Genomic DNA, 13609 nt, shown 5'->3' on the forward strand with positions numbered 1-13609 from the left:
TCATGATGGCTAGTAGTTCACCCATTTTTTCTGACCGATCCACTGCAGCAGGGTGATGAAGAGGACACAGAAGAACAAGACGACTGCCATGGATGAAGCGTAGCCGATTCGCAGATTGATGAAGGCTGTATCGTAGAGATGCCACACAATCATGGTCGTCGAGTTAAGCGGTCCGCCCTTCGTCAGGACGGCGATCAGATCGAACACCTTGAAGGTCGAGATGATGCCGGTAATAAGCAGGAAAAACGTCGTGGACGACAGCTGCGGGAAGGTGATGCTTTTAAATTTGGCCCAGGTGCCCGCGCCATCGATCTCTGCCGCTTCGTACAAATCCCGGGGGATCGACTGCAGCCCCGCGATATAGACGATCATATTGAAGCCAATGGAGATCCAGATCGAGATCATCATCAGCGACACGAGCGCGTACTGCGGATCCGCGATCCATTTGGGAGGATCGTCCCAGCCCAATGACAGGAGCAGCTGATTGACCGGTCCAGCCGACGGGTGAAACAGCACCTGCCAGACGATCGCCACGGCGACGATGCTGGAGATGTAGGGCATGAAATAGGCGACTTTGAAATAACTCTTCATGTAGACGTGCTTGTCGATCAGGATCGCCAGCAGCATCGAGATCGCCAGGTAAATCGGCACGGCAAACAGGAAAAGCGCATTGTTGCGCAGCGACTTCAGGAAGGCCTCGTCCTGGAACAGCCGGTTAAAATTGTCGAGTCCTACCCATCGGATATCCTTCAATCCTGCTACAAAATTCCAGTCGGCCAAGGAGAGAAAAAAGGTCGTCAGAATCGGAATCAGGGTCAGCACCGTCACGCCAATCAGCATGGGGCCAATGAACAAAAAGCCGGACAAGGTTTCTTTTCTCTGGAGCGCACTGGTCTTGCGCCCCGGCCGGGCGGCGGGCGCCGGAGCCGGCGTTTGTGTCTGCATCGTACTCACCTCGCAACGTAGTTCATAGTAGTAAGTATAGGGAGCGATGCGTTTCTGACCGTAACACTATTTTGATCGGCTATGCCGTTATTTTTACTGTTTCACCGACTAGTGGATGGTGCGGCTTGGCTTCGAAGCGTACTCAGGTACTTTGCGGGGGCCTCGGAAACATATACACTATTAAGTATAAAAAAAGCCAGCCCGCGGGCCAATGTCATCAAGTTAAATTAACTTGTGACATTAGCCCATGGGCTGGCTAGTTTCCGTATACGACACTACGAGTCATTCTTCATCGCACTAACCGACAACAAGGACCGCCCGGTTCCCCGACGGATCGGCAGCGACGAATGCCCCCGCTTCCTCCGCCACCTCGCTGCCCAGCCCCCGCAACCGCTCCACCGCCTGCGAACGGGCCTCTGCACTCGGATAGATAAGCTCGTAAGACACCAGACCTACCGTCTGCTCCGACGGTCTCGGGGCACCTACGCCGTTCCACGTATTCAGTCCGATATGATGATGATAGCCGCCCGTCGAGATAAATGCGGCCTGGTTGCCGTAGCGAGCGACGACGTCAAAGCCGAGGCCCTGGCAATAAAACCGCTCTGCCTCGCCGAGCTCGGCGACATGGAGGTGGATATGCCCCATGATCGTCCCCTCCGACAGTCCCGTCCAAGGCGTCCCTTGGTCCTCGGCCAGCAGACCGTGGAAATCCAGCGGATCCACCGCCATCGCGACCTCACCTTCGCTCCAGGTCCAGGACGAGGCTTCGCGGTCCCGGTAGATCTCGATGCCGTTGCCGTCCGGGTCGGACAGGTAGAGCGCCTCGCTCACCGTATGATCCGAAGTGCCGAGCCGCATCCCGAGCGAGGTGAGGTGCCTGACGGTGCGCGCCAGATCGCGGCGCGTCGGCAGCAGCAGCGCATAGTGGTACAAGCCGGTCGTCCGGCCCGCCTTCGGCTCGGCATCCGCCGGCGCCTCCAGCGTCAGCAGTGCGGTCTTGCCGTCAGCGGTCAGCGCAGCCGTCGTCTCCGTCTGCTCCAGGACACGCAGCCCGATCTGCTCCTGATAAAAGGTCAGCGAGCGCTCCAGGTCTTGTACTTTCAGATTGACTTGACGGACAAAGGTTTGTGGCACTTGGTGAAAACTCATCTGCATCCCTCCAAGGGTAGTCGTAATGTGTTGGCGCTTGCCGCCTGGCAAACGGTTGAAGGCTTCCTGATCTAGGGCTGTCCCTTTTGCTTCCTTTCCTCCACCTTAACCAAAGAACACGGGAGCTAGTCACTCCCAGCGGGGATTTTTCGCCAAATGCCTGCATCGCTTACAACAAATGCATCTTTGCCTCCGCCTCGTCCCAGGGCACCGCGTAGCCGACGCCTTTGGCCAGGAAGATCGAGGAGGAGCTGTACAGCGGATCGGCATCCTTGCGGTACGCCTTGCGTTCGATGACCTCTGGCGCATTATGACATCGGTCATAACCCGCGAAGACGAGCTGCAGCGTGCCCTTGCCGTGCGAATACGAAGCCAGCTCCGTACTGTAGTCCATAAAGGTGGCTACCGGCACCGTCCCCCGGATCACCGCATGCGTAGCCGTCGTCTCCGGCGGATCGAAGCTTCCTGCCGCCCGCTGGATGTCCGACATGACCTTGCCCAGGTGATCCAGCTCGACACGAATCTTGAAATGATAGTAAGGCTCCAGCAGCAGATTATCCGCCTTCTCCAGCCCCTGCCGCAAAGCCCGGAACGTCGCCTCGCGGAAATCGCCGCCATGTGTATACTCGTTGTGCGCGGCGCCCCGCAGCAGGGTTACTCTCACGTCGGTCAACGGCACGCCGGTCAGCAGCCCGTGATGGTCTCGCTCGTGCAGATGGGTCTCAATGGTCCGCTGATGCCCCGGATTCAAGTCATGCACATGGCATTCATTATGGAAGGTGATGCCGCTGCCCCGCTGCCCCGGCTCCAGCCGCAGATGGACCTCGGCGTAGTGGCGGAGCGGCTCGAAATGACCGTAACCAAGCGCGCTGGAGGCAATCGTCTCCTTGTAGAGCACCTCTGGCTTGCCGAAGCTGACAGCAAGGCCGAACCGCTCGCGCACGAGCTGCTGCAGCACCTCCAGCTGGATCAGACCCATGACGCGGATCTGAAGCTCCTGGAGCTCCTCCTCCCAGACGACGCCCAGCGACGGGTCCTCCGCCTCCAGGGTCCGGAACGCCTGCAGCACCTCCTTGACCGGCAGCGTCTGGTCGAAGACGACCTTCGACGTCAATGTCGGCACCAGCTCGTAGCTCAACCGGTCGGCGCACGCCCCCAGACCTTGGCCCGCCCCGGCGGCGGACAGGCCGACGACAGCGACAAGCTCGCCCGCGCACGCCTCGTCGATGGGCTGCGACCGGCTGCCATTGATGCGGAGCAGCCGTGTGACTTTCTCGCCCACCTGCTCCTCCCCTTGCGGATAACACAGCTCATCCCGCACCTTGAGCGTCCCGCTGAGCACCTTGATATACGTCATCCGCACGCCGTTGTCATCGTGACGGATCTTGTAGATGCGTCCTCCGAACGGTGCGCTCGGATCGTAATTCGCCGACACTAGCTCGTGCAGCTGCTCCAGGAACTCCGTCACGCCTAGATCCTGCAGGGCGGAGCCGCTCGCACACGGGAACAGGCGATGGCCCATGATCATCTGTCGCAGCCACTGTCGCCAGTACGCCGGATCAGTCTCTCCCGATAGAAAAGCCTCCAGCGCCGCTTCGTCCCGCTCCGCGATGCTCTCGATCAGAGCCGCTCCCGCTTCGCCGCCGGCATACTGGCCTGTCAGCGCCACGGCATCCTCCGTCAGCTGCGCGCGGATCTCCTCGATCACGCGGTCCGGGTCCGCGCCGGTGCGGTCGATCTTATTGATGAAGAAAAAGGTCGGGATCCGCTGCCTGTGCAGCAGCTGCCAGACAGTCTCGGTGTGGCCCTGGACACCCTCCACCGCGCTGACGATGAGGATCGCCGCGTCCATCACCTGCACGGCCCGCTCCATCTCCGGCGAGAAATCGACGTGTCCGGGCGTATCGATCAGATCATAGCCTGATCCCTTATATGTAATTGCCGCTTGATCGGCGAAGACGGTGATCCCTCTTGCACGTTCGATCTCATGGCTGTCGAGGTAAGCGTCCTTGTGGTCGACCCGGCCCCGTGCCCTGATGCTGTGCGTATGGTACAGCAGCTGCTCGGCAAATGTCGTCTTCCCCGCATCGACATGGGCGAACAGGCCTATCGTTATCCGACTCATCGTATCACCTTGAATTCCGTACTAGATTAGGTTACCAGATTAGTATACCAAAAACGCGCACCGATGTTTGAACATATGCCCAAGCTGCGCTATCATCTCTGCAATAAAAATAATGATATGAAGCTGTGCAATATGTCCTTGCCAAGCTGCCCCGAACTCGGTAGAATTCGAATGGGCATAATGAACATTAGCACCCTATTCGAAGGAGAATCTTAGCATGATTAGAAAAGAAATCGGGGTTCATGAACGACCGCCCCTCCGGCAGAGCCTGCCGCTCAGCTTTCAGCATTTATTTGCGATGTTTGGCTCGACGGTGCTGGTCCCTAATCTGCTCGGCGTCGATCCGGCCATCTGTCTGCTTATGAACGGCGTCGGCACCCTGTTCTACCTGTGGCTGTGCCAGGGCAAAATCCCCGCCTATCTGGGCTCCAGCTTCGCCTTCCTGGCGCCTGCCGGAGCAGTCGTCGGCAGCGCGACAGGCGGCGGTTATGCGGCTGCGCTCGGCGGATTTATCGTCGCCGGGGCGATCTTCACGCTCGTCGCGCTGATCGTCCAAGTCGCCGGCACCAAGTGGATCGATGTCGTGTTTCCGCCGGCCGCGATGGGCGCCATCGTCGCCATCATCGGACTGGAGCTGGTGCCGGTCGCCGCGCAGATGGCGGGATGGATTCCCAAGAGCGATGACAACCCCGACACCTGGACGATGGATGGTACGGTAGTCTTCCTTTCCACCATCACGCTGCTCATCACTGTGTTCGGCTCTGTGCTGTTCCGCGGCTTCATGAAGATCATCCCGATCCTGATCGGGATCATCTCCGGCTACCTGATCGCCATCCCGCTCGGACTAACCAATTTCGAAAAAGTCGGCGAGGCCGGTCTCATCCAGGCGCCGACCTTTACGATGCCGGTGTTCGAGCTGGCGGCGATCATCGCCATCGCACCGGCCGCCCTCGTCGTCATCGCCGAGCATATCGGCCACCTCGTCGTCACCGGCAATATCGTCAAGAAGGATCTGTCGAAGGATCCCGGCCTGCACCGCTCGATGCTGGGCAACGGCCTCTCGACCATGGTGTCGGGCTTCGTCGGAGCTACGCCTAACACGACATACGGCGAGAATATCGGCGTGCTGGCGATCACCCGGGTGTACTCAACCTTCGTCATCGGCGGCGCAGCCGTGATCGCGATCCTGCTGTCGTTCTCGGGCAAGTTCTCGGCACTGGTCGCTGCGATCCCGGAAGCGGTCATGGGCGGCGTCTCGCTGCTGCTGTTCGGCGTCATCGCCGCATCCGGACTGCGGATGCTGATCGAGGCCAAGGTCGACTACAGCAAGCCGACCAACCTGTTCCTGACGACGATCGTGCTCGTCACCGGACTCAGCCATGTCGAGGTCAAGTTCGGCGATTTCGCGCTTAAGGGCATGGCCCTGGCCACCATCGTAGCCATTCTGTTCAGTCTGCTGTTCAAGCTCTTCCAGGTGCTGTGCGTCTCCAACGACGAGGAAAGCGCAGGCCACTAAGCCAAACAGCCAGCTATCCGGTCATGCGCCGGTTGCTGGCTGTTTTTTTACTAGGCTTCAATGAACTTTACGTTCGTCAGCTTTTCTGATGCTCTCCAGAGTCGGGCGGCCGCCTTCACATCCGTGGCCTGCGGGGCCATTTTAGCTACTGTTGGATATCCTCGCATTTCATTGATCCTGGAGGGTCCGTAATAAGTGCCGCCCGTGGCTTCCTCCGCTGTCGCGGCGTAGAGAGACGGCCATGCCCCGTGGGCTGCCGGCTGGAAAAAAACTGGCCCCAACACGCGCCGAACGATACCCGCCGGGCTATTCCAACCCGCTCCGTTCGGGATCAATTCGGTCCTCGAAATCCCTGGATGCGCACCCATGCTGGTAATCCCCCAGCCGGCTGCGTCGCTTCGCCGTTGCAGCTCCAGCGCAAACATCAGGCAAGCGAGCTTGGACTGAGCATAGGCGGGCATAGGCTTATAGCTGTGTTCCCACTGCAGATCATCGAAATGTATCGCACCCGAACGATGGGCTATGCTGCTCAAAGTCACCACCCGCGGCTTGCTTGCTTTTAAAAGGAGCGGCAGCAGCCCGGCCGTCAACGCAAAGTGACCCAAGTAATTCGTGCCCATCTGCAGTTCAAATCCGTCCTTGGTTACTCTGCGCTGAGGCGGATTCATGACCGCTGCGTTGTTGATCAAGACATCCAGGCTTTGGCGTTGTGCTCTGATCCGTTCGCCAAACGCTTGAATGGAATCCAGGTCTGCCAGGTCAAGTCGTTCGAATCGGATCTCTCCGGCAGGCTTCATGCTTCGGATTCGTTTTAACGCTTCTTCCCCTTTTTCCTGATTACGGCCAGCCATGATGACCTCGGCTCCTGCCCGGGTCAACGCCAATGCGGTCTCATAACCGATGCCGCCGGTACCTGTGATCACAACCGAACGGCCTTTCTGAGCGGGAATATCGCCTGCCGTCCACTTACGACTCATCTTCTCTGCCATCATCTGTTCTCCCCTTCGCACCACTATGTAATTCTGTTGAATCGCGTCTTGAACGTACTTCGGCTGTGCTCTATACTCATGGTAGCACTTCGAGTTCTATCGAGGTCAAGCGGGTTTGCTACTATGATGTTGAAGGGGGATTGAGGTCATGTATACCATTAATGAAATCGCAGAGATCTGTCATATTTCCGTTCATACTATCCGCTTTTATGACAAAGAAGGACTGCTGCCCTTCGTCACCAGAAACAGCACCGGCAACCGGCAGTTTAGCGAAGCCGACTTGGAAGTAATCAAGCTAATCTGCTGCCTAAAAAATTCGGGGATGCAAGTCAAGGATATCAAGCACTATATCGATCTATGCATGCAGGGCAAAGAGACCGCCCCTGAGCGGAGACAGCTGATGGTGAACCACCGCAAGGCCATCCTGAAGCAGATCGATGACTTTAAAAAGAACTTGAATCTGGTCGATTTAAAAATCGGCTTTTACGATGCTTATCTGGCTAATCCGGGAGCCGGCTATGACCCGGTAAAGTACATGTCGGAGAATAAGCAGCGCGATAACCCCTGCCAATAAAAGTAATTAAGCAGGTGATCACTTAGAGTCGTGTCTAGGTGATTCGCTGCGACGTGTGCGGGACGCCAACGTCGGCGCTGCTTGCGCTACTGCGCTCCGGGCTGGGTCGCCGGCGGCGACGCTGTAAGGGAAGAAAAGTGCGCTACAGCAGGCGGAACCGCCGACGGCGACGCTCTAAGGGAAGAAAAGTGCGCTACAGCAGGCGGAACCGCCGGCGGTGGCGCTGTAAGGGAAGAAAAGTGCGTTACAGCAGGCGGAACCGCCGGCGGTGGCGCTGTAAGGGAAGAAAAGTGCGTTACAGCAGGCGGAACCGCCGGCGGTGGCGCTGTAAGGGAAGAAAAGTGCGTTACAGCAGGCGGAACCGCCGGCGGCGGCGCTGTAAGGGAAGAAAAGTGCGCTACAGCGGGCGGAACCGCCGACGGCGGCGCTGTAAGGGAAGAAAAGTGCGCTACAGGAGGCGGGAACGCGGACAGCGACGCTTTAAGGGAAGAAAAGTGCGCTACAGCAGGCGGGAACGCCGGCGGCGGCGCTGCTGCGGCCCCGGCCAAGTCGTATTTACTGCACAGTGTCCCCTTCCAACTCCATCCGAAGCTTCTCTTTGAACGCCACCTCAGGCTCATCCTTCGCGTAGATGGATTTGCTCGCATCGCCATCCAGGGAGTGGACACGCTGCTCCACAAGCTTATATACACTCTGGTAACCGCCAGTTAGCCAGTAGGCATCCTCGATTGTATCGTGACTGGACAGGAAGAGGATATACTGCTCGTCCGCGTGCATCAAGGTATCCATACTACTGACGATGATGTCACCTGATGCGCCCCCTCGCTCTGCGATTCCATGCGACTTTACCAATATACGGTCTCCGACTGGAGCATCGTCATGGGTGAGCAGCACATCTATAATCTCCGCCTCATAATACGTGCTATCTGTCGCCACCTCCACATGACTCACACCATGGATTTCCACTTCCACGACCAGATTCGAATGTTCCGCCAACGAACCAAAAGTCTCATAACTAAACGCCAAGCTCCCTGTAGCTTCGACCCGTTGATGAGGCATAGGTTTCGCAGCGGAGGAACAACCGGTCACACCAAGCATTACACTCAAGCTCAAGATGCCGAGCCATTTCACAGCCATAACCATTTACCCCCTTAAATGTTAATCTGTTATTATCGACGTTAATCACCGGATAAAAGTTTCGCCATATCATCGCCGCCTGGTACACTGCGTTTTGTTTGAGATATGATAATAGTATTGATAGCACAGACCAAAGGAGGAGATCGGCATGGCGGCGCACACGGAGAAATGGGACGAACAGCATATACCGAGCCAGCGGGGAAAAGTGGCCATCATCACAGGGGCCAGCGGCGGACTGGGTCTGGAGACGGCGCAAGCACTGGCCCGCAAAGAGGCCACAGTCATCCTCGCCGTGCGGAGTGCGGAGAAGGGCGGCAAGGCCAAAGCAGCGATATTGAACGGCTTCCCGGACGCGGACGTTCGGGTGATGCAGCTGGATCTGTCCGACCTGGACAGTGTCCACTCCTTTGCCGAGAGCTTCGCCTCATCGTACACGTCCCTGGACTTGCTTATCAATAACGCAGGCGTGATGATCCCGCCCTACAGCCAGACGAAGCAAGGCTTTGAGCTGCAGATGGGCACCAATCATTTCGGCCACTACGCACTGACGGCCCGGTTGTTCCCGCTGCTCAAACGCACGCCAAGCGCGCGCATCGTCAATGTCGCAAGTTCCGCCCACCGCATGGGCAAGCTGAATCTGGACGATCTGGACTGGCAGCAGCGCAAATATAAACCATGGCAAGCTTACGGCGACAGCAAGCTGGCCAATCTGTACTTCACGCTGGAGCTGGATCGCCGGATTAAGAGCAGCGGCCTCTCCCTTGTCACAACCGCCGCCCATCCCGGTCTGGCCAAGACCGAGCTGGATCGCACCTCCGGCGGCGTCAAGCTATTCTTCCGGCTGTTCGGCCAGGATGCCGTCATGGGGGCGCTGCCGACGCTGCGCGCGGCAGTCGATCCGCAGCTGCAGGGCGGCGAGTACCTGGGCCCCGGCGGCCGGATGCAGATGAAAGGCTATCCCGTGCTGGAGTCTCCCGTGCAGCTGGCTTACGATGAGGACATTGCCCGGCGACTTTGGGAGATCTCCGAGGCTCGCACAGAAGTGACGTTTGATTTTACCCCCATCCCGTCCGGTACGCCCTAGTAGTCCGAACCTGAACACCTTCACCTACCAAGCCATACGGGGCTATGCATCGAGTAGGCCTATGCGCATGCGCATAGGCCTCTCACAGATCCGGACGTGCGGGTCGACGCATCCGGCTCCTCCAGTGCTTATCCCCTTTGGGGGCGAATTTCCTTGCAAAGATCATAGAGACTGCATAGACCGATTTCTTTAAACCAAGCGTTTGGCATCGCATATTGGGCATAGGTTGAGCGGGAGCTTCGCCAAGCTGTCATGCGTAGACCGGGCATCTCCCGACTGTCCCATCCTCTTCTGCGCATTTCTCGGTGTAGCTTCCTTACTTTCTTCCAGCTGCGTAGCTGCACGGATCGCAACCTTCGCCTAATCCAGCTATCGAACACACGAAATTGACCCTTGACGTCTCCGGTTCCAAAGTAGTTGCCCCACCCTCTTAGGTACGGGTTCAGTTTCTTCTTCACCAATTGCTCGACATCCACCGTCTGGTTTCGACGCGTGATCTCCTTCACCCGTGTTTTGAATTTCGTCATCGCTTTGTCTGAAGGGCGCATCCATTTTCCCGACCGAAAGACATGGCCCAGAAATTCGAAGCTCTCCTTCGTGTTGTTCACGATTTTCGTCTTCTCAGGATGAATGGTCAATCCCAGCTCTCGCTCCAGCAGCCTCACCACCGACCTTAGTACACGCTCCGCTCCTTTTTGCGTCCTGCAACAGATCACAAAGTCGTCTGCGTAACGCGTCAGTCGATGCCCTCGCTCGGTCATCGTTTGATCCAGTGGATGCAAGTATATGTTAGCCAAGAGTGGGCTGATGACCCCACCTTGCGGGGTCCCCTGCTCATTCAGATGGAAACTCCCGCCATCCATTACTCCGGCTTGCAGGAACTTTCGCAGGAGGTTTAGCACGCTTCCGTCCACTACGGTTTCTTGCACGCGTTCGATGAGCTTCTCATGCGGGATCGTGTCAAAGTACGACTTCAGGTCTGCATCGATGACGTAGCGATACCCGTCGCTTAGATCCTTCCGGATCTGCGCCAACGCCATGTGCGCGCTTCGTCCGGGTCGAAATCCATAGCTGCAGTCCATGAATCTGGCTTCAAAGATGGGCTCCAATATTCGTTTTGCTGCCGCTTGGGCTACTCGGTCTCCCACGGTTGGGATGCCTAGGGGGCGCTGGGTTCCGTCGGCCTTGGGGATGTAGACGCGGCGCACCGGTTTAGGCCGGTACGTTTTGTTCTTTAACGTCTGCTGGAGCACTTCTAGATGGTTCTCCAACTCCGATTCAAACGCCTGGATGGTCATTCGATCGATCCCTGCTGCCCCACGGTTCCGTTTCACCTCCTTGAAGGCTTCCTTCAGGTTTGGCTTCGCCCACACCTTGTCGATGAGGCTGTACCACCTGCGTTCTCTTGCTCTTCCTCCTTCACGCGAGGGATGATCTTTCCTCTGTTCGTCCATGCTCGTTCTCCTTCCCTTTCAGCTCCATGGCTCGTAACCTTGCGGCAATCTTCATGTCTCTGTCGGTACTCGCCCCAGACGGCTTCTCCTTTTGTTCAGTCCCCGGGTCTTCGCACATCGTAGCTCGCCGGCTCCTGTCTGGCACATGGCTTCCCTTTCATCTCTCGTCTTCCACCAGTTCGGGCTTCGCGCCGAGTCGTCGCCTTTTGGGTCGTCGCTCGCATCGGCAACCAGGTACCGATTCGTTTGCCTTTGCGGCCTTTCCGGCAAACTTCTTCACTACTATCCCTTCTTCTGACTGCTTACCATCCTTAGCCCCTCTCTTGATCTTAGCGATCTTGAGCCGGGTTTACCATGGTTTCTGGGGACGATAAGCTCTCCTTGGGTCACGTCAACCGTCTTTCCCCCGAATCCAGTCCTCCGAACTTCCGGAACCTTACAATGGTATGGGACATCCCCTTTTTTCGCAGGGTCATCCGGCTCCGTCAGCCAACGTGGTTCTTTGCCGCCTGTTCCGGGTTTTGCCTTCCCGTCCTCCGCACCACTCCTCACGGACGAGGCACTACGGGTCAGCTAGTACTTCCGCCATTTCGGTGTACAGGAGACTTTCACTCCCTAGTCGGTTGCGCTGCCAAGCGCACGAAAAGCCCGTCCATCCGCATAGTACTCATAGCGGTTGAACGGGCTTTTTCGGCAAGCCTAATTCCTCACATCACGTCGTCAGCGCCTCCTGCCTGCGCCGCACAGCCGTCATCACGAAACGACTCTCCGGCAGCGCCGGCATCCGGGACAGATCAATCTCCAGATCCTGCTCCGGCACCTGATAGCTGATGCCGCCCGTCAGGAACGCCAGACTGGCATCCATCACCCGGATCGTCAGTTCCTCACCCGGACAGCGGTGACCCTTGCGGTCATCGCCGCCGCCTTGCGGGATAAGGTCGAAGGCACTGCCTTCCCAATCCTCGAACCTCTCCGGCCGGAACGCATCCGGCTCCTCCCACAGGCTCGGGCTGTGGAGCGTGCCGTAGACGTCCAGCAGGACCGTAGCGCCTTCTTTAAAGAAATAACCGTCCCAAACGAAGCTCTGCTTGACCTCGGCTCCGAGCAGCGGCGTAAACGGATAATACCGCCTCACCTCCTGGACAAACCAGCGCCGCCATTCTCCGACACCACCGCGCACCTTGTCCGCATACTCGGGGTAGCGGTGCAGAGCGATGGCGCTGAACATGACATATCTGCCGATGGCGACGATCGGACGCACGACATTGATCAGCTCGATCGCGGCCATCCGTGCAGGAAGCAGCTGTCCCTCATGATCCTTGTGGAACGCCATCGCGTGCGCCGCCGTCTCCTCCGGTACGTCATGCTTGCCGGCCCGGATCTCTTCGATCAGCGCCTCGATCTTCCGTTCCATGTGCATGCGGGCCAGCCGGCCCTGGGCATGCCTGTCGCCTATGGCGCCAAAAGCTTCGACCATATCGCCATAATCCTTAGCCGTCGCCGAGACGTCTTCCTCCCGCAGCGGCACACCGGCCCACTCGGAAGCCGCCCGGCACAGCACCTCCTGGGCCTCGTCGAACAAGACGACCTGCTCCATCCCTTCCCAGCGGGCAGCGGCTTCCTCCCAATAACGGCGGGTGAGCTCGATGATCCGCTCCAGTCTGGGCGGCGTCATCAGCGAGAGGAACAGCAGCTTGCGATGTTCATGCGGCGCGCCGTCCATCGTCTGGATGGCGTTCACGCCGAACAACGATTTCTGGATGCGTCCCGGTACGGCTCCTTTGCGCTGGAACTTCTCCGTATCGTAGAATACCTCCGCCGCTTCCTTGCCGCTGATGAGGATCGCTTTCTTGCCCAGCAGCCGCGTCTGCACGACATTGGAATCAAACGTCCGGCAGCGGTTCTGAGCAAACAAGTATCCTTCCTTCAGCAAAGCAGCTGACGCATCCAGGGTTTTCTCTTTGGGGATTTCACTGATAAAAGTCATTTTATCTCTCCTTTGCATCCTGTATAGGCAGCCGGGGCTGTGTTAGGCTTATCCGCATTTGCGCTTCCAGTTAGGACATATACGTGTCTACCAGCTCATAGCAACGGTCCTTGGTCATGCTGGCCATCGCCATCATCTGCTCCAGCGGCGCAAGTGTGCCGCCCTCTGAATCCGCCGCCGCGTCCTCGGCAGCCGCATCGCGCTCTTCGAGCCAAGCCCGCTGCTCCTCGCGCAGCTGCTCCATCTCGTTCTCGCTCAGCTGCTCTTCGAGATCACTATAGATCTCATTGAGAGCGTCGTCCCAGCGCTCATATTCTTCCGCAGCCGCTTCGCGCATGGAAGCGGTCGTACCTTCTTCATACTTTTCTTCGATGTCACCCATGTTCGCTTCGATCTCGTCCAGCATCGCCCGGTATTCAGCCTGATCGCCGGCAGCTCCGGTTCCGTTAGCGCCGTTCTCTCCCGCTGTATTGTCCGGCGCGGGGTCTTCAATCGGCGGCGTCTCCTCCTCCGGCGGTGGCGGCGTGTTCATTCCCGTATTTGCCGGAGGCGTTGGATCCGGCGCGTTATTTTCATCCATGCTATTCCCGCATCCGGCCACGAGCATCCCGGCCAGAAGTACGACGAAGAATTGTTTTTTCATCAGTCA

At 58.0% G+C, this 13609-nt stretch carries 11 protein-coding genes; 3 read left to right on the top strand and 8 right to left on the bottom strand.

The features are described from left to right. Positions 1-9: 9 nt before the first annotated feature. From ABC336_RS10200 to ABC336_RS10210, 3 genes are all read right to left on the bottom strand, one after another. Positions 10-945, bottom strand: coding sequence for a carbohydrate ABC transporter permease (locus ABC336_RS10200; RefSeq protein ID WP_413238565.1), 936 nt, complete (start codon positions 943-945; stop codon positions 10-12). A gap of 297 nt (positions 946-1242) precedes the next feature. Further along, entirely contained in the window at positions 1243-2094 is an 852-nt protein-coding gene (locus ABC336_RS10205) for a VOC family protein (protein WP_413238566.1), read from the bottom strand. A 169-nt stretch (positions 2095-2263) separates the two neighbouring features. Continuing rightward, the gene (locus ABC336_RS10210; protein ID WP_413238567.1) at positions 2264-4219 is read right to left on the bottom strand and encodes a GTP-binding protein; all 1956 of its coding nucleotides are present in this window, start codon (positions 4217-4219) and stop codon (positions 2264-2266) included. Between the two features lie 217 nt (positions 4220-4436). Between ABC336_RS10210 and uraA the strand changes: the two genes are divergently transcribed. After that, positions 4437-5735 (top strand): uracil permease, encoded by a 1299-nt coding sequence (gene uraA / locus ABC336_RS10215; protein WP_413238568.1) that lies wholly within the window; start codon positions 4437-4439, stop codon positions 5733-5735. Between the two features lie 50 nt (positions 5736-5785). Here uraA and ABC336_RS10220 read toward each other — a convergent pair whose 3' ends face one another. Then, positions 5786-6727, bottom strand: coding sequence for an oxidoreductase (locus ABC336_RS10220; RefSeq protein WP_413238569.1), 942 nt, complete (start codon positions 6725-6727; stop codon positions 5786-5788). A 145-nt stretch (positions 6728-6872) separates the two neighbouring features. Between ABC336_RS10220 and ABC336_RS10225 the strand changes: the two genes are divergently transcribed. Further along, positions 6873-7298, top strand: coding sequence for a MerR family transcriptional regulator (locus ABC336_RS10225; RefSeq protein WP_413238570.1), 426 nt, complete (start codon positions 6873-6875; stop codon positions 7296-7298). A gap of 555 nt (positions 7299-7853) precedes the next feature. Here ABC336_RS10225 and ABC336_RS10230 read toward each other — a convergent pair. Continuing rightward, positions 7854-8435, bottom strand: coding sequence for a hypothetical protein (locus ABC336_RS10230; protein WP_413238571.1), 582 nt, complete (start codon positions 8433-8435; stop codon positions 7854-7856). A 148-nt stretch (positions 8436-8583) separates the two neighbouring features. Between ABC336_RS10230 and ABC336_RS10235 the strand changes: the two genes are divergently transcribed. Continuing rightward, positions 8584-9519 (top strand): oxidoreductase, encoded by a 936-nt coding sequence (locus ABC336_RS10235; RefSeq protein WP_413238572.1) that lies wholly within the window; start codon positions 8584-8586, stop codon positions 9517-9519. Between the two features lie 128 nt (positions 9520-9647). Here ABC336_RS10235 and ltrA read toward each other — a convergent pair whose 3' ends face one another. The 3 genes from ltrA to ABC336_RS10250 form a co-directional block, all read right to left on the bottom strand. Further along, entirely contained in the window at positions 9648-10973 is a 1326-nt protein-coding gene (gene ltrA / locus ABC336_RS10240; RefSeq protein WP_413238573.1) for a group II intron reverse transcriptase/maturase, read from the bottom strand. Between the two features lie 712 nt (positions 10974-11685). Further along, positions 11686-12960, bottom strand: coding sequence for a CYP152 family fatty-acid peroxygenase CypC (gene cypC / locus ABC336_RS10245; RefSeq protein ID WP_413238574.1), 1275 nt, complete (start codon positions 12958-12960; stop codon positions 11686-11688). Positions 12961-13030: 70 nt separating this feature from the next. After that, positions 13031-13603 (bottom strand): lysozyme inhibitor LprI family protein, encoded by a 573-nt coding sequence (locus ABC336_RS10250; RefSeq protein ID WP_413238575.1) that lies wholly within the window; start codon positions 13601-13603, stop codon positions 13031-13033. Positions 13604-13609 lie beyond the last annotated feature (6 nt).

The organism is Paenibacillus jepli (assembly GCF_047238105.1).
Lineage (GTDB): Bacteria > Bacillota > Bacilli > Paenibacillales > Paenibacillaceae > Paenibacillus_D.